At 70.4% G+C, this 21,168-nt stretch carries 20 protein-coding genes; 8 read left to right on the top strand and 12 right to left on the bottom strand.

The genetic code is table 11. The features are described from left to right. Positions 1-21: 21 nt before the first annotated feature. Positions 22-1,749, bottom strand: coding sequence for a 2-isopropylmalate synthase (leuA, locus tag ABZ857_RS06655; protein WP_357039361.1), 1,728 nt, complete (start codon positions 1,747-1,749; stop codon positions 22-24). Between the two features lie 274 nt (positions 1,750-2,023). Between leuA and ABZ857_RS06660 the strand changes: the two genes are divergently transcribed. Further along, on the top strand, positions 2,024-2,269 hold the full coding sequence (locus ABZ857_RS06660; RefSeq protein ID WP_357038586.1) for a DUF2630 family protein: 246 nt from the start codon (positions 2,024-2,026) through the stop codon (positions 2,267-2,269). 75 nt (positions 2,270-2,344) lie between these two features. Next, positions 2,345-3,397: a GNAT family N-acetyltransferase gene (locus ABZ857_RS06665; protein WP_357038589.1), complete on the top strand. Its 1,053-nt coding sequence runs from the start codon at positions 2,345-2,347 to the stop codon at positions 3,395-3,397. 15 nt (positions 3,398-3,412) lie between these two features. Here the strand turns inward: ABZ857_RS06665 and ABZ857_RS06670 are convergent, their stop codons facing one another. After that, the gene (locus tag ABZ857_RS06670) at positions 3,413-4,051 is read right to left on the bottom strand and encodes a DUF1579 family protein (protein WP_357038592.1); all 639 of its coding nucleotides are present in this window, start codon (positions 4,049-4,051) and stop codon (positions 3,413-3,415) included. Positions 4,052-4,263: 212 nt separating this feature from the next. Between ABZ857_RS06670 and ABZ857_RS06675 the strand changes: the two genes are divergently transcribed. The 5 genes from ABZ857_RS06675 (at position 4,264) to ABZ857_RS06695 (ending at position 9,598) form a co-directional block, all read left to right on the top strand. Next, positions 4,264-6,174 carry a histidine kinase gene (locus tag ABZ857_RS06675; RefSeq protein ID WP_357038595.1) on the top strand — a complete coding sequence of 637 codons (1,911 nt, stop codon included), beginning with the start codon at positions 4,264-4,266 and terminating at the stop codon, positions 6,172-6,174. A 58-nt stretch (positions 6,175-6,232) separates the two neighbouring features. Next, positions 6,233-6,838: a response regulator transcription factor gene (locus ABZ857_RS06680; protein WP_357038598.1), complete on the top strand. Its 606-nt coding sequence runs from the start codon at positions 6,233-6,235 to the stop codon at positions 6,836-6,838. Positions 6,839-7,048: 210 nt separating this feature from the next. Beyond that, entirely contained in the window at positions 7,049-7,453 is a 405-nt protein-coding gene (locus ABZ857_RS06685) for a hypothetical protein (RefSeq protein WP_357038601.1), read from the top strand. A 28-nt stretch (positions 7,454-7,481) separates the two neighbouring features. Then, positions 7,482-8,318, top strand: a complete 837-nt coding sequence (locus ABZ857_RS06690) for an NAD(P)H-binding protein (protein WP_357038604.1) — start codon at positions 7,482-7,484, stop codon at positions 8,316-8,318. Between the two features lie 233 nt (positions 8,319-8,551). Continuing rightward, positions 8,552-9,598 (top strand): alpha/beta hydrolase, encoded by a 1,047-nt coding sequence (locus ABZ857_RS06695; RefSeq protein ID WP_357038607.1) that lies wholly within the window; start codon positions 8,552-8,554, stop codon positions 9,596-9,598. 52 nt (positions 9,599-9,650) lie between these two features. Here the strand turns inward: ABZ857_RS06695 and ABZ857_RS06700 are convergent, their stop codons facing one another. The 5 genes from ABZ857_RS06700 to ABZ857_RS06720 all read right to left on the bottom strand — a co-directional run bounded on the left by ABZ857_RS06700 (position 9,651) and on the right by ABZ857_RS06720 (position 14,477). Next, on the bottom strand, positions 9,651-10,829 hold the full coding sequence (locus tag ABZ857_RS06700; RefSeq protein WP_357038609.1) for a hypothetical protein: 1,179 nt from the start codon (positions 10,827-10,829) through the stop codon (positions 9,651-9,653). 161 nt (positions 10,830-10,990) lie between these two features. After that, positions 10,991-11,113 (bottom strand): hypothetical protein, encoded by a 123-nt coding sequence (locus ABZ857_RS06705; RefSeq protein WP_357038612.1) that lies wholly within the window; start codon positions 11,111-11,113, stop codon positions 10,991-10,993. 57 nt (positions 11,114-11,170) lie between these two features. After that, positions 11,171-12,268 carry a ThiF family adenylyltransferase gene (locus tag ABZ857_RS06710; protein WP_357038615.1) on the bottom strand — a complete coding sequence of 366 codons (1,098 nt, stop codon included), beginning with the start codon at positions 12,266-12,268 and terminating at the stop codon, positions 11,171-11,173. 198 nt (positions 12,269-12,466) lie between these two features. Continuing rightward, positions 12,467-13,318, bottom strand: coding sequence for an SgcJ/EcaC family oxidoreductase (locus ABZ857_RS06715; protein ID WP_357038618.1), 852 nt, complete (start codon positions 13,316-13,318; stop codon positions 12,467-12,469). Between the two features lie 46 nt (positions 13,319-13,364). Next, positions 13,365-14,477 carry an RNA polymerase subunit sigma-70 gene (locus ABZ857_RS06720; protein ID WP_357038621.1) on the bottom strand — a complete coding sequence of 371 codons (1,113 nt, stop codon included), beginning with the start codon at positions 14,475-14,477 and terminating at the stop codon, positions 13,365-13,367. Positions 14,478-14,569: 92 nt separating this feature from the next. On the opposite strand from ABZ857_RS06720, the gene ABZ857_RS06725 reads away from it, so the two are divergent. After that, a complete protein-coding gene (locus ABZ857_RS06725; RefSeq protein WP_357038624.1) occupies positions 14,570-16,168 on the top strand; it encodes an OmpA family protein in 1,599 nt (532 codons plus the stop codon). Positions 16,169-16,465: 297 nt separating this feature from the next. On the opposite strand, the gene urtE is transcribed toward ABZ857_RS06725, so the two are convergent. Genes urtE through urtA form a run of 5 tightly spaced genes read right to left on the bottom strand, consistent with a single transcriptional unit; the run spans position 16,466 to position 21,058 of the window. Then, a complete protein-coding gene (gene urtE / locus ABZ857_RS06730) occupies positions 16,466-17,158 on the bottom strand; it encodes an urea ABC transporter ATP-binding subunit UrtE (protein WP_357038627.1) in 693 nt (230 codons plus the stop codon). Beyond that, on the bottom strand, positions 17,145-17,906 hold the full coding sequence (gene urtD / locus ABZ857_RS06735) for an urea ABC transporter ATP-binding protein UrtD (protein WP_357038630.1): 762 nt from the start codon (positions 17,904-17,906) through the stop codon (positions 17,145-17,147). The genes urtE and urtD overlap by 14 nt, the downstream gene beginning before the upstream one ends. Then, positions 17,903-19,000 carry an urea ABC transporter permease subunit UrtC gene (gene urtC / locus ABZ857_RS06740; protein ID WP_357038633.1) on the bottom strand — a complete coding sequence of 366 codons (1,098 nt, stop codon included), beginning with the start codon at positions 18,998-19,000 and terminating at the stop codon, positions 17,903-17,905. The genes urtD and urtC overlap by 4 nt, the downstream gene beginning before the upstream one ends. Next, a complete protein-coding gene (urtB, locus tag ABZ857_RS06745) occupies positions 18,997-19,851 on the bottom strand; it encodes an urea ABC transporter permease subunit UrtB (protein WP_357038636.1) in 855 nt (284 codons plus the stop codon). Before urtB ends, urtC begins: the two co-directional genes overlap by 4 nt. A 10-nt stretch (positions 19,852-19,861) precedes the next feature. Beyond that, positions 19,862-21,058 carry an urea ABC transporter substrate-binding protein gene (gene urtA / locus ABZ857_RS06750; RefSeq protein ID WP_357038640.1) on the bottom strand — a complete coding sequence of 399 codons (1,197 nt, stop codon included), beginning with the start codon at positions 21,056-21,058 and terminating at the stop codon, positions 19,862-19,864. Between the last annotated feature and the right edge of the window lie 110 nt (positions 21,059-21,168).

Below are 21,168 nucleotides of genomic sequence, written 5' to 3' on the forward strand. Positions count from 1 at the left end.
CACTGCAAGAATCAGGGGACGTCAGGCGCGGGTGGCGCGGTTGACGGCGGAGATGATGGCCTTGAGCGAGGCGGTCGTCGTGTTCGCGTCGATGCCGACGCCCCACAGGACCTGCGTGCCGTTCGGCCCGCCGACCTCGCACTCCACGTACGACGCGGCCTTGGCGTCGGCGCCCGCGCTCATCGCGTGCTCGGTGTAGTCGAGGACCCGCACCGGCACCCCGATGTTCTCCAGCGCGTCGCAGAAGGCCGAGATGGGGCCGTTGCCGACGCCCTCGATCTCCCGGATCTGGCCGTCGACCCGCAGGTCGGCGCTGATCGCGTCCTTGTCGTCCACGGTGGAGGTGTGCCGGTGGGCCAGCAGGCCCAGGCGGCCCCAGGGCCGGGACGCGTTGGGCAGGTACTCGTCGGAGAACAGCTCCCACATCTCGCCCGCGGTCACCTCGCCGCCCTCGGCGTCCGTACGGGCCTGGATGACGCGGGAGAACTCGATCTGCAGGCGGCGCGGCAGGTCGAGCTGGTGGTCGGCCTTCATGATGTAGGCGACGCCGCCCTTGCCCGACTGGCTGTTGACGCGGATCACGGCCTCGTACGTGCGGCCGATGTCCTTGGGGTCGATCGGCAGGTACGGCACGGCCCACGTGAACTGGTCGACCGGCACCCCGGCGGCGGCCGCGTCGCGCTCCAGGTGCTCGAAGCCCTTCTTGATGGCGTCCTGGTGGGAGCCGGAGAAGGCCGTGTAGACCAGCTCGCCGCCCCACGGGTGGCGGGGGTGCACGGGCAGCTGGTTGCAGTGCTCGACCACCCGCCGGATCTCGTCCATGTCCGAGAAGTCGATCTCCGGGTCGATGCCCTGGGAGAACAGGTTCATGCCCAGCGTGACCAGGCAGACGTTGCCGGTCCGCTCGCCGTTGCCGAACAGGCAGCCCTCGATGCGGTCGGCGCCGGCCATGTAGCCCAGCTCGGCGGCGGCGACGGCGGTGCCGCGGTCGTTGTGCGGGTGCAGGGACAGCACGATCGAGTCCCGGTACGCCAGGTTGCGGTGCATCCACTCGATCTGGTCGGCGTACACGTTGGGGGTGGCCATCTCGACCGTCGCCGGCAGGTTGACGATCACCTTGCGGTCGGGGGTGGGCTGCCACACGTCGTTGACGGCGTTGCAGACCTCGACGGCGTACTCCAGCTCGGTGCCGGTGAAGGACTCGGGCGAGTACTGGAAGTAGATCTCCGTGCCCTCCGTCTCGGCCGCCAGCTTCTTGCACAGCTTGGCGCCCTCGACGGCGATGGCGGTGATGCCGTCCCTGTCCTGGCCGAAGACGACCCGGCGCTGGAGGGTGGAGGTGGAGTTGTAGAGGTGGACGATCGCCTGGCGGGCGCCACGCAGCGACTCGAAGGTCCGCTCGATCAGCTCGGGCCGGGCCTGCGTCAGCACCTGGATGACCACGTCGGAGGGGATGCGCTCCTCTTCGATGATCTGGCGGACGAAGTCGTAGTCGGTCTGCGACGCCGCCGGGAAGCCGACCTCGATCTCCTTGTAGCCCATCCGCACCAGCAGGTCGAACATCTTCAGCTTGCGGTCGGCGTCCATCGGGTCGATCAGCGCCTGGTTGCCGTCGCGCAGGTCCACCGCGCACCAGCGGGGCGCCTTCGTGATGACCTTGTCGGGCCAGGTGCGGTCGGTCAGCCGTACGGGCTCGAACGGCGTGTAGCGCTGGAACGGCATGGGACTGGGCTGCTGCTCATTCATGATTGCTCCTCGTCGGGCGCACGGCGAGCCCCGGGCACGACGTTGCCGTCGGTTCGTGAGGGAGGGGCGCCGTTGGATGAAACCAGGGCGGCCGACGCGCATGACTCTCGCACCGCGGCGAGGGAGCCGGCCTCTTACAGGCCCTCGCCGCGGCGGATAAGAAGGAGTCCGCGCAGCATGCCAAGCAGGTTAGCAGACGCCCTGGACCGGGTGAGACACCCGATCACATTTCGAGACGGAGCACCAGGTTAGGGTGACTCGTGACGAAGGAGGCCCCATGAAGGACGACGAGATCCTGAAGCGGATCAGCGAGCTGGTCGACGAGGAGCACTCGCTGCGCGAACGCCTGGTCGCGGGCGAGCTGACCTCGGAGGAGGAGCACGACAGGATCGCCTCCCTGGAGGAGCAGCTCGACCGCTGCTGGGACCTGCTGCGCCGGCGCCGCGCCCGGCGCGACGTCGGCGAGGACCCCGACTTCGCCTCCCCCCGCCCGGTCAACGAGGTCGAGAACTACCTGCAGTAGAGCGCTCACCCGCCACCGTTCCACGATGTGAAAAACAGTCGCGTTCCTGACAAGGTGTGCGAAATTCTTGTCGGCATGCGGATGATGCGCGTCGCCCCCGTCGGAAACGACGCCGAGCAGGAAGAAGACGAGCCGGCCGGCCCGGCGGGCCACTCCCCTCTGGCCGTTCTGTATGACATCGCGCGGGCCTGCGACCATCCGGGTCCGGCGATGTCGTGGCGGCACTTCTCGGCGAGCCTCCTGAGCGGGCCCGGCGGCGAGCGGGCCGAGGCATGGGTGGCGCGCGACGACGGCCGAGCCACCGCCGGCCAGGTCGTCGATGGGCGAGTCGTCGGCGGCTACGTCCTCCACCTCCCGGAGGACGACAACACCCACATCGCCATGCTCCGCCTGATGACGCATCCCCTGCGCCGGCGTGAGGGCGTCGGCAGCATGCTGCTCGACCACGCCATCGGCCGCGCGCGCGACGAGGGCAGGCGCGTCGTGATCGCCGAGGCCGCCGCGGACGGGCCGGGCACGGCGTTCGCCAAGGCCCGCGGATTCTCCCCGGCCTCCACCGAGACCCGGCTGGTGCTCGACCTGCGCACGGCGGACTGGTCCGGCCTCGAACTCCTCCGCGCCCGCGCCGTACGGCACGCCACGGGCTACTCGCTCGAACGGTGGGCCGGGCCGACCCCCGACGACCTGCTCGACGACATGGCCCGCCTGGCTGAGGGCATGAACGACGAGCCGCTGGGCGACCTCGCGATGGAGGACCAGCGGTGGACCGCCGACCGCGTACGCGCCCGCGAGGAGATGCTCGCTCGGGCGGGCCTGCGGACGTACACGTTGATCGCCCGGCACACGACCAGCGGAGAGCCGGCGGGGTTCACCCAGATCACGGTGGACGCCGAGCGGCCGGAGGGATGGGCCCGCCAGGGCGCGACCACCGTCCTCCCGCCGCACCGCGGCCGGCGGCTCGGCCTGGTGCTCAAGCTCGCCAACATCACCTGGCTCCGCGCCTGCGAGCCGTCCGCCGAGCGTGTGATCACGTGGAACTCCGTCGCCAACCCGCACATGCTGGCCATCAACGAGGCGATGGGCTTCGAGATCTTCGACACCTGGCACCAGTGGCAGCTCGACATCTGACCGGGGACGGCGGGCCTACTTCGTCTTCCGGGTGTAGACGACGCGGTCGACCAGCCGCTCCGGCTGGCCGGGCGGGGTGAAGTACAGGTCGAAGGTGTGCCGGTCGTTCGACCTGATGGTGATCACGGTGCGCATCGGTATGGTCTTCCCGACGTACTCGGGGCCGAGCACGCCGGGGTCGGTGAACGTCCCGGGCAGCGACAGCACGTCGCCGACCTCGGAGAGGGCGGGGCCGCGGTAGGTCATCGCGGTGGGGGTGACGCTGTCGAAGGTGGTCCACTCGTAGCGCCGGTCGATGGTGGAGAAGCCGAGGATCCCCAGCCGGTAGTAGGGGTGGCCGCCCAGGACGCCCTCGGCCTCCTCTTCCAGGAACCGGCCGCCCGTCTTGGCGATCCATCGCGTCCTGACCGTGATGTCGCGGGAGACGACCGGCTTGCCGTCGCCGCCGAGAAGGTAGTTGTACTTCGTGGCCTTCCAGGTGCCGACCAGCGGGTCGAGCCGGCGATGGAAAGGCCCCGCCTCGAGCGGGCCGGCGGGCGCGCTCTGGGTCCGGACGGCGGTCGCGGGGACCGGCGCCGTGGCGGCGGCCGGCGTGCCGGTCAGGGCCAGTACGGCCGCGGCCGAGACGACGGACAGGGACAGTCTCTTCAGCATGGGTGTCTCCATGGGCTGCGAGGGGCCGGCAGACGAGGTGGTGTGGCCGCGCCGACGTGAAATGATCTCGGGCCGCGGGCTGGCCAGGGCTCTCGTGCGCCGGGCCGGCGGCGGGACGTACGGGATCATGACATCGGGGAAAGCGGGGCTGATAGTGTCCCGGTCATCGGCTAGATGTGCATTTCGCACGGTTCACGGGAGGGTCCCGGCGAGTGGGGCGAACCGCGGACGACCTTCCGCTCCGGCTGGCCAGGGCCATGTTGTGGGCCTCGTTCGGCATCCTCGTCTACATCCGCGCGTTCAGCGGTCTGGACAACGGCGCCGGTCCGCTCGGCGTGCTGCTCCCGATGGCGTCCTATCCGCCGCTCGTCGCGCTGGCGCTGTGGTGCTGGAGCCCAGCCGTCCGCTACCGGCTCTTCGCCGCCGTGGTGCTGCTCTACTTCCTGCCGTTCCCGTTCGTCGGCCAGTCCTGGGACTGGATGCCGTGGACCGTGGCCGCCGCCGCGCTGTGCGCGCTCCCCACACGGATCGCCTGGCCGCTGTTCGTCCTCAGCGTGGCCGCGGCCGGCGCGTCGGTCTTCCTCCTCGGCTTCGACGCCGCTCCCGGGCAGGAGATCCAGGCAGGCGTCGGCTACATGATCGTCACGGCGGACGACGGTCTCATCGTCTTCGGCCTGTCCAGGCTCGTCATGGCCGTCACGAGACTTCACCAGACTCGCGAGGAACTGGCTCGGACGGCCCTGTCGAGGGAACGGCTGCGGCTGGACGGAGAGCTGCGGCACCTGCTCGGCGGGAAACTCCAGGCGATCGCGTTCCGGATGCGGACCGCGGCCCGGCAGGAGCCGGAGGAGGCGCGGCACTCCCTCCGGGAAGGGATCGAACTCGCGCGGCGCACCCTGGCGGAGGTGCGCGGCACGGCCGGCGCCTACCGCGCCGACGCCCCCGAGAAGATCTCGCCGCGGATCGAGTCGCCGCGGCTGGCGCGACGTGTGCTGCTCGCGGTCCTGGTCATCCAATGCCTGCTCGTCCTGAAGACCCTGGCCTACGTCCGCCCCGGCGACTGGCCGGCCTTCGCCTTCGCCGCCGTCCTGCTCGTCGTCATCGCGGTCCTCCAGGTGCTCCCGCAGTCGCGGACGGTGCTGGTCGCGCAGAGCCTGCTGATCCTGCTGCCCCTGCCCGTCTTCCCCGACGCCTGGGACCGCCTGCTGAGCGTCTTCACCGGCAAACTGCTGCTCAACGTGCGGCCGCCGCGCTCCTGGGCGATCGTCGGGGTCGTCCTGGGCGGGCACCTCGTCTGGTTCCTGCACCGCGTCGACAGCAGTTTCCTCTTCATCGACGACCTTCCCGCCGCGCTGAGCAACTTCGGCGGCCACGTCATGATCATGTGGCTGGTCTACTGCCTCGGGCGGCTGAGCGGGCTCCTCGCGGTGCTGGAGCGCGCACGGCACGAGCTCGCCGAGGCGGCGGTGCGCCGCGAACGACTGCGGATCGCCGGTGACCTGCACGACATCCTGGGCTACAGCCTGTCGGCGGTCGCCCTCAAGGGTGAGGTGGCGGAACACCTGCTCGGCGCCGACCCCGCCAGGGCCAGGACCCAGATCGCCGCACTGGGCTCACTGGTCGACCGGGCCCTGGTGGAGCTCGACTCCATCACCGGCGACCGGGTCGAGCTGCGGTTGAGCGTCGAGATCGACGCCGCCCGCGAGGTGCTGGCGGACGCGGGGATCGAGGCGGCGGTGCGCGTCGAGACGGGTCGGATTCCGGCGGCGGTCGACACCGCCCTGGCCGCGGTGCTCCGTGAAGGCGTCACCAACGTCCTGCGTCACAGTCGGGCCCGCACCTGCGAGATCACCGTTTCGGTCACGGCTGGCGGCGTACGGTTGCGGCTGGTCAACGACGGCGCCGCCGTACTGGAGGGACCGGAGCGGCCGGAACGGCGCGGCACCGGGCTCGACAGCATCGCGGCGCGGACCAGCGGGCGGGTGACGGCGGGACACCGCGCGGGTGACAGCTTCGAGGTGCTCGCCGAGTTCCCTGCACCGGCCGAACCCGATGGCGGTCCGGAGGGCTTCCACCCGGTCGCGGGCACCTCGGCTCTCCCGGAGTTGAGACCGCTGGCATGATCCTGTCGATCGGATGCCGGTCGAGGCCGTTCGTTCGAGGGCCGGGAGGGTGATGCGCGTGATTCGCGTCCTCATCGCGGAGGACATGCACATCCTCCGCGAAGCGCTGGTCGAGCTGCTGTCGCTGCACGACGACATCGAGGTGGTGGCGGGGGTGGCCTCCGGCCTGGAGATCGTGCCCGCGGCGCTGGAGCACCGGCCCGACGTGGCCGTGATCGACATCGACCTGCCGGGGCTGGACGGCGTGACCGCGGCGGCCGAGCTGCGAAGGGCGCTGCCCGGATGCGCCGTCCTGATCCTGACGGCGCTGACCAAACCGGGCGTCCTGCGCAGGGCGCTGGGCGTCCAGGTCGCAGGCTTCGTTCCGAAGGACATCCGGCCGGCCGAGCTCGCCGCGGCGATCAGGACCGTCGCGGCGGGGGGACGAGCGGTGGACCCGTCGCTGGCGCTGGTCGCGCTGGAGGCGCCGGAAAGCCCGCTCAGCCAGCGCGAGACGGAGGTGCTGCGCATGTCGGCCACGGGCGCGCAGCCCGCCGAGATCGCCGAGCGGCTCTTCCTGACCTACGGCACGGTGCGCAACTATCTCACCTCGGCGGTGGCCAAGCTGGGGGCCCGCAACCGGGTCGACGCCATCCGGATCGCCACCGAGTCCGGCTGGATCTAGCCGTGTGCGAAATGCACATCGGCCCGGTTACTGGGGCACTAACGGCCTTTTCCAGCCTCCTGCCACGATTCCGGTGAACCCAGATCCACCGAACGGCCTCCGCCGCGTTCCGCGGTCATGGCCGCCTTGTGAGCCAGGAGATTTCATGGGAAAGACGGGCAACGCCCCGCCGCAGCGGGCGGCGGCCCTCGCAGGCGCCGGGGCGCTCTGATGGAGCCCACCGAAGTCCTGCCGATCGTCGCGATCCTGTCGATCGTCACCGTCGAGTTCGGCGGGCACGCGCTGCTGCGTTTCGTCACCACGGACCGCGACAGGCTCGGGGCCCTCCGCGAACGCTTCTTCCGCGCCGGTCACGCGCACGCGGGTGTGCTCCTGGTGCTCTCACTCGTCTATCTGCTGTACCTGCCCCGCGCCGGCTTCCCCGACGGCCTGGAATGGCTGTGCGGCGCCGCCCTGCTCGCCGGGGTGCTGGCCCAGTCGGGCGGATTCTTCCTCCACCTCGGCATCGGTGAGGAGGGCCGGGGCTCGTACGGCACGGCGCTCACGCGGACCGGCGCCCTGCTCCTCGCGGCCGCGCTCATCGCCCTGGCGGCCGGACTCATCCGGGCCGCGTAGACCGCTCTGCAGACGAACGGAGATGTGCATGATCCTGGTGACCGGCGCGACCGGGAACGTCGGCTCGGAACTGGTCACGGCGCTGCTGGGGGCGGGTGAACGGGTGCGGGCGCTCGTCCGGAACCCCGGGGACGCCGCCCTGCCCCCTGACGCGGAGCCCGTCGGCGGCGACCTCAACCGTCCGGAGAGCCTGACCGATGCGTTCGACGGTGTCCGCCGTGTGTTCCTGCTGCCCGGCTACGACGACATGCCCGGCCTGCTGGCCCGCGCCCGCCAGGCCGGGGTGGAGCGGATCGTGCTGCTGACGGGCGGCTCGGCCGCGCTCGAGGACATGACCAACGCCGTCTCCCGCTACATGACCCTCTCCGAGCGGGCCGTGCGAACATCCGGCCTGCCCTGGACCATCCTGAGGCCGAGGTCGTTCATGTCCAACGCCCTGCGCTGGCTGCCTCAGCTCGAGGCCGGCGACGTGGTGCGCGTGCCGTTCGCCGGCGTGCGCACCGCCGCCGTCGATCCCTTCGACATCGCCGCCGTCGCGGCACGGGCGCTGCTGGACGACGGGCACGACGGCCTGATCCACGAAGTGACCGGCCCGCAGGCGCTGCTGCCCGCCGACCAGGTCGCCGTCCTCGCCACGGTGCTCGGCAGGGATCTGCGCTGCGAAGGCCTGGCGAACGCCGAGGCCCGGGCCGAGATGGAGGCGCGGATGCCCGCGCAGTACGTCGACGCGTTCTTCCGGTTCTTCGCCGACGGCACGCTGGACGAGTCGCGAGTCCACCCCACGGTGCGGGAGGTGACCGGACGCCCGCCCCGCACCTTCGAGCAATGGGCGAACGCCCACGCCGACGCCTTTCGCAAGATCTAGGACGCCCTCAACCGCAGAAACCTCCAGCACCTGGCACCGGTGGTCCCGGACGCCAGGCCGGCCACGACCGCGCCGAGGCGTCCACGCCCACTTCCCATCCGCCCTTTTGGATCGTCATTGATTTGGTGACCGAACTCGCTGTACGAATAGCGGAGTCAAGGTGATCCAAGGCGCGACCGCCGCTCTCGTCCCTCCTACGGGAATCATCGAAGAACCGGCGCAAGTGGAGTGTGATGAACCGCTCGATCCGTATCAGGGGGATCATCGTCAAGGCGCTGGCCGGGCTCGTTTCAGGAGCGATCGCCGGGGCCGCCATGAGCGCCGTCTACCAGACCTACGGAGCCCGGCGTGATCGCCGCCGGTTTCCTCCCCCCGGACGGATGGTCGACGTCGGTGGCCGGCGGATCCACCTGTGGACCGCGGGCACGGGCTCGCCGACCGTCGTCATCGTGCCCGGGCTCGGCGAGCCGGGTTTGAACTGGGCCGCCCTGTTACCCGAACTGGCGGTGGAGTCGTCGGTCGTCCTGTACGACCGCGCCGGACTCGGGTGGAGCGACCCGTCCCCGTGGGCGGCGACGGCGCTGGGAGCCGCCCGCGACCTGCGGCGCGCGCTGGACGAGGCGGGCATCGCTCCGCCGTACGTTCTGGTGGGGCATTCGGCCGGGGGGAACATCGTCCGGCTGTTCGCAGCCGAAAGACCCGGCGCCGTGGCAGCGGTCGTCCTTGTCGATTCCAGCCATCCCGAGCAGATCCGCCTGCTGCACGGGACGAGAGCCGGCATCGCCCGGGAGATGCTGCGCTCGCGCCTGACACCGCTGGGGCTTCGGCGCCTGGCCTTCGACGCCGGATGGAGCGACCGCGCCCGCCGCGAGGCCGAGACCCGGCGCCTGCCGTCGAAGCTCCTGTCCACCAGGATCGCCTTCGACCTCAGCGACCGGCAACGCCGCGCGGAGTTGCGTGAGGCGGCGGCCGCGATCACCGTCAACCCCGTGCAGGTCCGCCGCCGAGCGCCGAGCCTGGGGGCGGTTCCGCTCACCGTCGTCTCCTCCAGCCCGGACGAACCGCCGGGCGCCGATATGAACGCGGTCGCCGAACAGCGCCGCTTCTACTCCGTCTGGTCTCCACTCCAGGCCGACCTGGTACGGCTGTCCTCGAACGCCGTACACGTCGTCGCGGAGCATGCGGGGCATCACATCCACCGGGACCGGCCGGAGCTGGTCGTCAAGGTGATACTCGACCACGTTCGGCGAGTCCGGATCGAGGCCGGGCGCGATGGTTGACCGGCACCGGTGCAAGCCGGCCGCGAGAACCGTTCCGGTGCCGGTCAGGCGCTCACACTCCGGTTCCCCTGCGGCGGAAACGACGACCGTGACGGCGCCACCAGGCACGTAGCCAAAGCAGCTGGGTCGTCGCCAGCAGCGTCAGGACCACCACGGCGTCCAGCGCCTCCGACGGGCCGCGGGGAGAGATCAAGGTCTGCGTCGCGCGGACCACCAGGGTCACCGTCACCGGAAGAGTGATGGCCGCGAAGACGCCGAGGCAGGCGATCGTCCCGCCCACCAGCACCACTCCGTAGACGACCAGCCAGCGGCGCTCGCGCCGACTCACCTGGGTGATCGGGCCGGGGCGACCGCGCCCCAGCAGGCGCCTCAGCCCGTGCCGGACATAGGCGACGACGTCGCCGTACATGTTGCGGCAGCCCGTCAGATCCTGCAGCACGAAGTACAGGTCCGTGCGCATGAACACGCAGGCCTGGGTGGCCAGCATGGCCATGCCGGTGAGCAGCGCGATCGAGTACGCCGGATGCGGACCCGTCAGGACGCCGAGGATCACGCACGCCGCGCACAGGGCGATGTCCACCGCGATCCCGGAGAGATACACGGTGAGCCGCACCCGGCGCGGCGCCAGCCAGACACCCGAGACATCGGTCTGCACCGCCAGGAACTGAAGCCTCGTGCCGAAGGTGACCCGTCCGGGAACCCCCGCCGCTCGAGCGGTCACCAGATGCGCCAGCTCGTGGACGAAAAGCATCAGCCAGCCGATCGCGATCCGCGTGAACAGCACGGCCGCACCGCTCGGGCTCCACAGGATCGCGCGCCAGCTCGGCAGCAACGCGGGTTGCCTGACCAGCAGGATCACGCCGACCGCGATCAGCGCCGCAACGCAGATGTGCAGGACGGGATTCAGCGTCCAGCGGACGCTGCCCGGGCGTAACCAAGGAAAGGTCGGACGCGGCGGATCCGGCGCCGGGACGGGTTCGCCGTCGATGGCGGCCACCAGCCCCGAGTCCGTCAGCTGCCGAACGAAGGAGTCGATGTCCAGTTTGCAGCCGGTCTCCTGCCGAAGCCGCGTCTGCGTCTCCCCGATGGGGAGACCGTCCTGCAGCAGCCGCAGAGCTCGCATGCCGACCTCGGGCAGGGCCACGAAATCGCCGGTCGCGACACGCCCGACGATCCACTCCCCCCGGTCCAGGCGTACGCCGAGCTCGTGCAGCACGACCCTGCCGGTCATTGTTTTGAAACGGCGGAAAGAACAGTCGCGAAAATCATTCGTCTCCAGGAGAATCGCGGTTCTCGTCGCACGTCCGGCATGCGCTACGTTCCCTGCTCATCGTTTTCCCGAGTGACGTGCGGCTGAGCCGGAATATCCCGGCTCAGCCGCGACGGCCCCGCCTACTGGCCGTGGCTGTTGCTCTCCAGCATCGTCGTCTCGATCTTGTCAAGCTTACGGATCGAGATGGCCTGCAACTCCTCGGAATCGTCCGATACAGGATGCGTTTCGCGTTCCTCTGCCACGAGAACTTCCCCTCAGTTCTGTTTCGGGCCACGAGGTTTCGAAGCCCCAACGCAGAATCATGATCGATCCACAGAAGATGTCAAGGGATGACAATTGGTGCAACCGGCACGCGACGGAGGTTGGAAGACGTCGTAGTCTCCGAGCACCGCGAGATTCATGGCTCGCAACGTCCCGGGCATCGGATCCGGCACACCCGTGATGAGAGAGACGACGGATTGTGCGACCATCTGGCCGCTGATTCCCGCCGAGAATGCGATCACGCCGGGACCGCCGAGATCGACGTCCATTCCCGGTCGTCGTTTGGCTATCGCCTGCGCACTCACACACTCGTAACAGGCGCCCCGCGGCGGTGCGAAGACGCCGCAGGTGACGACAGGGCCGGAGTAACCGCCGCCGGCCCATGGCACTCCCGCGGCGGCGCAGGCCCGGCTGGCCCAGACCTTGATGTTCTCCACGCCTCGGGGCTCGTCCGCGCATAGCGCCAGGACATCGTAGCCCTCCACGAGCCGGGAAAGGTCGCCCTGGCTCTCGGCCCTTACCCGTGAGCGCGTGACGGTGACATCGGAGTTGACCCGGCCGATCCGGTCCGCGGCGACATCCGCCTTGAACTGGCCGACGTCGTCCTCCGTGTAAAGGATCTGGCGGTTCAGATTTGACAAGTCGATCCGGTCCGGATCGACGCAGTGGATTTCCCCGACTCCTACCGCGGCCAGTGCCCACGCGACGTGCGAACCGGTGCCGCCCAGACCGAGGACGACCGCACGGGAACGCTTCAACTTGAGCTGAAGCTCCCAATCGTGGGCCCGTGGGGTGAGATCGACGCGCCGGAAGAACGCTCGGCTTCTGCTGTAACGATCGAGCTCTCGTTCGCTGAGCTCTGACGGGGTGGTGGCGGCGGCGTCCTCGATATAACCCGAGGCCGTCAAAGCTGCGACAATCGCCGCCGCCCGCGCCTGGGAAAGGTCGGCGAATCGTTCTGACAGCAGCGTCGCGATGGTATCCGGGTCGCGAGTCCCGTCCATCAGTCGCAGCGCCGCCCACACCCAGCCCGCCGGATCGTCGATCTCGGCAGCGATGCCGTAGGTTTCGCCACCGATTCGGATGGTCCCGCCGTCAAGCCTGTACGGCCTGTGCTCGGGCTTCACTTTGGGCATGCGATATCTACGCGTCATCCGCGGCACTCCCCGTCCCGGAAACCTTCTGATCATCAGATGGCTGATTCCAGGCTGTCAACCTCTGTCCTAGAACACGGAATAAATGCTGTTCCTGCTCATCGGCACTTGCTTGAGGCGGCTGACAGGCTGATTTCGGGATTGATCTGCCGTGACAGCCCGGCAACTGACCAGGGCCGGCTAGGGGCGCAGACCGGTCCTGGCCTCGCCGGTGTCCGGATCGTACGGAAAGGAGAGATGCTGGTGGATCATCACCCAGGCGCCGTCTCTCCTCTCGAACACCCGGGTTCCGCGTGACCACGTCTCGTCGCTCTCGCCGCCGGCCTGCTCGACCCGGACGCGGTTGAGCCCCCACGCGACGGCCAGGTCCTGCCTGACCAGGATCTTCAGATCGGGGACGTCCCAGCTCACACCGTCCTGGGCGGCGTCGAGGCCGCGCGCGCAGACCTCACGCACCGCCTCGACGCCGCGATGCTGCAGCGGCTGGTCGTGCTCGTAGGAGACGACATCGCCGGCGATGCCCTCCATCAGGCCGTCCAGGTCCTTGGCGGCGGTGCCGGCGAACCACCGGCGGTGCAGTTCGCGCACCTCCTCCTCGGCCGCGGCGGAGCCGGCGTCCGGCTCGACGTACGGAAACGAGTGGTGCTCGTGGGCGACCACCCATCGGCCGTCCTGCCTGCGCAGGCCGAGCGTCAGCCGCAGCCGCATCCGCGGGTTCGCCGCGAGCTCCTCCGGGCTGCCGCAGCGCAGCAGGGCGTGGGCGAAGGCGACGTCCTCCCCCGCGGTCACGTCCAGCGACTCGATCTCGAAGCAGGCGCCCTGTGCCTGCCAAACCTGTGCCTGCCAGGCGAAGAAGGGCGGCCACGTCTCGCGGTAGGCGTCCAGGCCGCGCACGCCCTCGTACGGCGGCGGCACGTCGAACATCACGATGTCGCCGGCGTGGTCGGCGACCACCCCCTCGATGTCGCCGCGGCGGACCGCCTCGGCCCAGCGCTCGATCAGGTCGCGGATTCGCTCGTGGTCATCGGCCATCGGCTCGATCCTTCCGGGTTGACGCGCTGATGCTTTCTGTCAGCACCTACAACCCGCGCGGCGCGCGAAACTCATCGGTCGAGGCGGGCGTCAGCTCCGCCGGCAGGCCGAACGCCGGCAGATGGGCGTCCAGGAACGAGACCACCTCGGCGATCAGCGGTCCGCGCAGGGCGAGCAGGTCCAGGCCCGCGGCGGCGTAGACGCCGCGGTCGTCGTCCCAGAGGTACGTGCCGAACGCGACCTGCCCGTTCGCCCGCGCCGGCAGGAAGCGCCAGCGGCGGTTCCGCGCCGCCTCCAGCAGGAAGCCGCGGATGCCGTCGTGCCCGTGATACCAGGCCGTCAGCGGCGGCATCGAGTACTTCGCGTCGTGGGTCAGCATCGCCACGATCGCGTCCACGTCCGCGGCCTCCCACGCGGCGGCGTACCGCCGGGCCGTCTCCCGCCACGCCGGTTCGCCGAGCAGGCCGAGGGTCCGCTGCTGGCCGGCGGGCGGGACCAGGCGGCCGAGCGTGCCGCGGGCCCGCTGCAGCGCGCTGTTGACCGCGGCGACGGTCGTCTCCAGCAGGCCGGCGACCTCACCGGCGCCGTAGCCGAGGACGTCGCGCAGCAGCAGCACGGCCCGCTGCCGAGCCGGCAGGTGCTGCAGCGCGGCGACGAAGGCCAGCTCCACGCTCTCCAGCGCCACGGCGCGCGCCTCCGGGCTCAGCTCGGCCGTCCAGCTCATCAGCCGGTCGGGGAACGGCTCGACCCACGCCGCCTCGGCCGCCGGAGCGCCTCCCGGGCTCAGATCGGCGGGCAGCTCGCGCCGCCCGCGCCGCTCGATGAGCGTCAGCGACCTGTTCGTCGCGATCGCGTACAGCCAGGGCCGTAGGGAGCCCCGGTTCTCGGATCCAGGGTCCTCGGATCCACGGGCCTCCAATCCACGGGCCTCCAATCCACGGTCCTCGAACCGCGGCAGGGCACGCCACGCCCGGTCCAGCGTGTCCTGGACGACGTCCTCCGCGTCGTGAACCGATCCCAGCATCCGATAGCAGTGGGCGCGCAGCTCGTCCCGCAGCGGCCCGACCAGGCGCCCGAAGGCGTCGCCGTCACCGGAGCGGGCCGCGGCCAGCAGTTCCGCGCCGGACTGCCCCGTCCCGTCCATGAGATCCTCGTCCACCGTCCCATCCTCGCTCCGTGCGCGGTCCGTGGCGCGACCGAGTAAGAATCTTGGAGAATGCCGCGCTCTTGGGAGGACAGGGGACGAGAATCATGCTCAGGTCGAATCCGGAACGGCAGGGGATCGCACGCGTGGGAGGCGGGCTGGCCGCCCTTCTCGTCGCGTTGTCCGGATGCACCGGCGACGTCGAGCCCACCGGCGGCTCGGACGAGCGGAAGACACCCGGCGTCACCGCCCACAGCCCCACCCCCGACGGCACCCCAGGGCCTGCGCGGACCCTGGGCAGGGCGGTGCCCATGGCACACCGGCAGGGTCCCGCGCACGTCGAGGTCGTCGCCCTGAACCGGACGTCGGCCACCACGGTGACCGGCCAGTTCAAGGTCGTCAACGATGGTCAGACCGGGCTCGACCTGTCGATCAGCCTGTTCGAGGGCGGAAGGGGGGCGGACAGCAGCTCGCTGGTCGCCGGCGGCATCGGACTGCTCGACGGCCGGGGCAGCAAGCTGTACATGCCGCTGTCCACCACCGGCCACACGTGCCTGTGCTCCTCGCTGGCCGGCACGACGATCGCGCCGGGCGAATCGGTGGACATCCACGCGGTGTTCCCCGCACCTCCGCGGGACGTGCGGCACGTGACGGTGACGATGCCGCTGACCGTGCCGGTCCAGGACGTGCCGATCGCGGACGGCCCGCTCCGGCCGGCGGCGGACCAGACGATCGATCCGGCGTCGGCGGACCTGGCGCCGCCGCGGGTGCTCACCGTGCACAGCAGGGCCGAGGGCGACGAGCGGTCGGTGGACGAGGACGCCGACGGCCGCGCCGTACGGCTGTCGGCCGATGTGCTGTTCGCCCTGAACAAGGCGGACCTGACCCCACGGGCGAGCGCGCTGCTGAAGGAGGTGGCCGAGCAGATCGACGCCTCCGGGGACACCACGGTCGAGGTCGACGGTTACACCGACACCACGGGGAACGACGCCATCAACCAGCCGTTGTCGGAGCGGCGCGCCAAGGCCGTGGCCGACCGGCTCAGGACGCTGGTCACCCGGGGCGGCGTCACCTTCCGGACCGCCGGCCACGGCTCGGCGGACCCGGTGGCCTCCAACGCCTCGGAGGAGGGACGGCGCAAGAACCGGCGGGTCACCGTCCGGTTCACGCCTCCGCCGCCCTCGTCGCCCTCGTCGCCCTCATCGTCCGCCACGGGTCAGTCCTCGGGCGGGCAGCCCTTCCAGTGGACGCCCGGCGAGGCCCCGGTGTCCGGCGGCGCCGCGTTCACCGCCGACGGCGCCAAGGATCTCCAGGTCGAGGTCAACAGCGCGCATCGCGACTCCACAGGCCTGACCACCGTGGTCTGGACCGTTCGCAACACCGGGCAGTCCGACGCTGAGCTGCAGTCGGCGTTCGAGCAGGATCAGCGGTATCACGGCATGTTCAGCCCCTCCCCGAGCGGCACCGACGGCGTCACCGTGCTCGATCGGTCCGCCAAGATCTGGTACTACCCGTTGCGCGACTCCGGCGGGCAATGCGTGTGCACGTCCATGTCCCGCACCGCCGCCAAGAGAACTCTGGCGCCCGGAGAGAGCGTCACCTACGCCGGTGTCTACCGGCTGCCCGCCGAGGTGCGCAGCGTGGACGTCGACTTCCCCTGGTACGGCGCGGCGGGCGCGCGGGTCGAGGGAGTCGCGATCGGATAGCCGGCGCTCCACACGGCAGGCTCACGTAGCAGGCTCACGTGGCAGGCTCCGCATGACAGGCTCCACGTGGCAGGCTCCGCATGACAGGAGGAAGCGGTCGGGCCGTGCGCAGTGCCGGGTCCGGACGGCCCCCACCGCCCAAGCGGTGCGGAGCCTCCGGCGCGGCCGAAGGCGTTCACACGTGCGATCGCTTCCTCCCTTCCAGCTTAGGTCGTGCCTGGCGGATCACGCCCTGCCACGCGTGGCCCAGGCTCGCGGCGGACAAGCATTCGTCAGACGCTCCCCAAGCGCCGGGGGTCAGACGGACAACAGCCGGTGAACCTCCGCGTCCCGCAGTTCCTCGGCCGCGCCGCTGCGGACCACCCGTCCGGCGTCGAGGATCACGAACGCGTCGGCCAGCCGCAGCGCGAGGTCCAGGTACTGCTCCACCAGCAGGATCGCGAGTCCGGCCGCGTGCAGGCGTTCGACGGCCTCCTCGATCTCCAGGATGATCGAGGGCTGGATGCCCTCGGTCGGCTCGTCCAGAATCAGCAGCTTCGGCCGGGTGACCAGGGCCCGGGCCATCGCGAGCTGCTGCTGCTGGCCGCCGGACAGGAAGCCCGCCGGCCGTTTGAGCAGCGGCTTGAGCCGGGGGAAGACCTCCAGGGCCTCCTCCAGCGCCGCCCGGTCCCGGTGCGCGGACGCCTCCAGCGTGACCAGGAGGTTGTCCATCACGCTGAGCTGGGGGAAGGTCTCGTGCCCCTGCGGCACGTAGCCCATGCCGAGCCGTACGCGCTGGTCGGGGCGCAGCCGGGTGACGTCCCTGCCCTCGAACGTCACCCTCCCGCCGGTCGCCGGCAGCACGCCCATGACGGTGTCGAGCAGGGTGGTCTTGCCGACCCCGTTGCGGCCCATCACGCAGACGAGGCGGCCCGCGGGCACCTCCAGTGAGACGCCGAAGAGCACCCGGGCGCGGCCGTACCCCGACTCCAGTCCCTCAACGGACAGCATCCTCGGCACCCTCCCGCGCCCGTCCCAAGTAGATCTCCTGCACGCGCGGGTCGGCCCGCACCTGCTCCACCGAGCCCTCCGTCAGCACCCTGCCCTCGTGCAGCACGGTGACCTGGGAGGCGTAGCGGCGCAGGAACTCCATGTCGTGCTCGACCACGACCACGGTGTGGTCGCGGGCGACCTCGGTGAGCAGTTCTCCGGTGCGCTCGCGCTCGCCGGAGGACATGCCGGCGACCGGCTCGTCGAGCAGCAGCAGCCGGGGCCGCTGGACGATCAGCATGCCGATCTCCAGCCACTGCCGCTGCCCGTGGGACAGCACCCCGGCCCTGCTGCCCGCGAGCCCGGCCAGGCCGGTGGTCTCCAGCGCCGCCGCGACCTCCTCCGACACCCCGCGCCTGCGGCGCAGCAGCGACCAGAGGGGGCGGCGGAACGACGCGGCGAGGTCCAGGTTCTCCAGCACGGTCAGTTCCTCGAAGACCACCGAGGTCTGGAAGGTGCGGCCCACGCCGAGCCGGACGATCTCGTGCTCCCTGCGGCCCGCGAGGTCGTGTCCCTCGAACCGCACCGAGCCCTCGGTGGGCCTGGTCAGGCCCGTGATCACGTCGATGAGGGTGGTCTTCCCCGCGCCGTTCGGCCCGATCAGGAAGCGCAGCTCGCCCCGGCCGACGGTCAGGTCCACCCCGTCGAGCGCGCGGAAGCCGCCGAAGGCGACCTCCAGAGCCCGGATTTCCAGAAGCGGTTCGGTCACGTCCGTGCCTCCCTTCTCCGTACGAGATTGGCGGCCAGGCCCGCGATGCCCCTGGGCGCCAGCGTCATGACGAGCACGAACAGGGCGCCCTGCAGGTAGAGCCAGGCGTCCGGAAGCTCCTCGCTGAAGTAGGTCCGCGCGTATCCCATGACGACCGCGCCGAGCACCGCGCCGGCCAGCGCGAACCTGCCGCCGACCGCCACCGCGACGACGAGTTCGAGCGAGGGGACGACGCCGAGCAGGGCCGGCGAGATGATGCCGACCACGGGCACGAACAGCGCCCCCGCGATGCCGGTCATGCCCGCCGAGACGGCGAAGGTCAGCGTCTTCACGGTGGCCGGGTCGTAGCCGAGGAAGCGCACGCGGTCCTCGCCGTCCCTCACCGCCAGCAGCAGCCGCCCGAACCGGCTGCGGACGAGTTGCCGCGCGCCCAGGTAAAGCGCCCCGAGCACGGCCGCCACGAGCAGGTAGAGGCCCCGCTGGGTCTCGTCGGCCGCCACGTCGTGGCCGAAGAAGTCGAAGAAGTTGGTCAGGCCGTTCGTGCCGCCGGTCAGCCCCTGCTGCCCGACCAGCAGGATCACCAGCGCCGCCGCCAGCGCCTGGGTGAGGATCGCGAAGTACGCCCCGCGTACGCGCTGGCGGAACACCAGCGTGCCGAGCAGCAGCGCGACCGCGACCGGCAGCACGACGACCATGGCCAGCGCGAAGACCGGGTTGCCGAACGGCTTCCACAGCGCCGGCAGCTTCTCCACCCCGCTCCAGACCATGAAGTCGGGCAGGTCCCCGCCGGCGTCGTTGAGCTTGAGATACATGCCCATCGCGTAGCCGCCGAGGCCGAAGAACACCCCCTGCCCGAGCGTGAGCATGCCGCCCTGCCCCCAGGCGAGGCCGATGCCGAGCGCCACGATCGCGTAGCAGAGATACTTGGCCAGCAGGCCGAGGCGGAACGGCTCCAGCAGCAGCGGCGCCGCCACCAGGGCGAGCACCGCCACGGCCGAGAACACCGCCGCGAAGGCCGCCGGGCCCCGCCATCGCCGTACGGTTCCGTCCGGCGGTGCCTCGCCCGGCCGTACGGGCATCGCGGGGGCCGTCATGTCAGCGCCCGCGACCGGACGAAGAACAGCCCCTGCGGCCGGACCTGCAGGAAGCCGATGATCGCCACGAAGACCACCACCTTGGCGAGGCTGGCGTCGCTCCAGAACTCGGCGTAGGAGTTCAGCAGGCCGAGGCCGGCCGCGGCCAGCACCGCGCCGCGGAGCTGTCCCAGGCCGCCCGCGACGACCACGAGGAACGCGTCCACGATGTAGTACGTGCCGAGCGCGGGGCCGACCGGCCCGATCAGCGTGAGGGCGACCCCCGCGACCCCGGCGAGGCCGGAGCCGATGAAGAACGTCCGCTGGTCGACCCGCCCGGTGTCGATGCCGCTCGTCGCCGCGAGCCTCCGGTTCTGCATCACCGCCCGCATGCGCCGCCCCTGCCCGGTTTTGTTCATGTACGCCCAGATCGCGAGCACCGACGCCGCGGCGAGCGCCATGATGAACAGCCGGTTGTACGGCAGGATCCCGATGCCGCCGCGCAGCCAGGCGGGCGAGGCGACCTGCACGTTGGGCGCCCCGAACAGGTCCCGGGCCAGTTGCTGGAGCATCAGGCTGACGCCCCAGGTGAGCAGCAGCGTGTCCAGCGGGCGGCCGTAGAAGCGCCGGATCAGCGTGCGTTCGAGGACCAGGCCCATGAGCCCGGCGACCACGAACGCGGCCGGGAGGGCGACCAGGAAGCCCACGCCCTGGAGCAGGTAGGCCGTGTAGGCCCCCGCCATGATGAACTCGCCGTGGGCCATGTTGACCACACCCATCTGCCCGAACGTGAACGTCAGCCCGAGGGCGATCAGCAGCAGGACCGCTCCGATCGACAACCCGATCGGCAGCTGGTTGAGCACTCCCTCCATGTCGGCCCCGTCAGACCAGGCCGCCGGCCCAGGAGTACGTCTTGAGGTAGGGATCCGGCTTGATGGGCTCGCCGGAGTTCCAGACCTCCTTGATCTGGCCGTCCGGCTGGACGACCCCGATGCGCGCGGTCTTGTAGACGTGCTGGTTGTCGCCGTCGATGGTGACCCTGCCCTCGGGACGGTCCAGGGACACGCCCCCGGCGGCCTTCTTGACGGCCTCCACGTCGGTGGTTCCGGCCTTCCTGACGGCCTCGGCCCACAGGTAGACGGCGTTGTATCCGGCCTCCATCGGGTCGGAGGTCACCTTGTCGGCGCCGTACTTCGCCTTGAACGCGGCGACGAACCTCTCGTTGGCCGGGGTGTCGGTCGTCTGGTAGTAGTTCCAGGCCACGAGGTGCCCGGCGACGTTGTCGACCCCGATGCCCCTGACCTCCTCCTCGGCCACGGACACCGACATGACCGGCATCTGGTCGGCGCCGATCCCGGTGCTCTTGAGCTGCTTGAAGAACGCGACGTTGCTGTCGCCGTTCAGGGTGTTGAAGACGGCGTCCGGCTTCGCCTCGACGATCTTGTTCACCAGCGTGCTGTATTCGGTGTGCCCGAGCGGGGTGTACTCCTCGCCGAGGATCTCCATCCCGTTCGCCGCGGCGTACGCCTTGATGATTTTGTTCGCCGTTCTCGGGAAGACGTAGTCGCTGCCGACGAGGAAGAGCTTTTTCTTGCCCTTCTCCTTCAGGTAGTCGAGGCCGGGGACGATCTGCTGGTTGGTCGTCGCGCCCGTGTAGAAGATGTACGGCGAGCTTTCCAGGCCCTCGTACTGGACCGGGTACCACAGCAGCGCCTTGCGCTTTTCGAAGACGGGGAGCATCGCCTTGCGGCTCGCCGACGTCCAGCCGCCGAAGACGGTGGCGACCTTGTCCTGCGCGATGAGCTTGGTGGCCTTCTCCGCGAACGTCGGCCAGTCGGACGCGCCGTCCTCCACGACGGGCTCCAGTTTCTTGCCCAGCACGCCGCCCGCCGCGTTGATCTCCTCGATCGCGAGCAGCTCCGCGTCCCTGACCGTGACCTCGCTGATGGCCATCGTGCCGCTGAGGGAGTGCAGGATGCCGACTTTTATGCGATTAGAACCCTCGGATGAGGTGGATGTACCATTCGTGGAGGATTGTCCGCCACAAGCCGCGAGTGTCGTGGCCGCGAGCGCGAACACCGCTCCGGTGCGCCATAATCTCCGCAATTACCTCTCCCTTGCCGCTACGGTCCCCGCGCCGATCCGTCTGCCGTCAAGGTGAGCGCATCGTATTTCCCGGGGAAATCCCG

Origin of the sequence: Microbispora sp. NPDC046933, assembly GCF_040644635.1 — a bacterium.
Lineage (GTDB): Bacteria > Actinomycetota > Actinomycetes > Streptosporangiales > Streptosporangiaceae > Microbispora.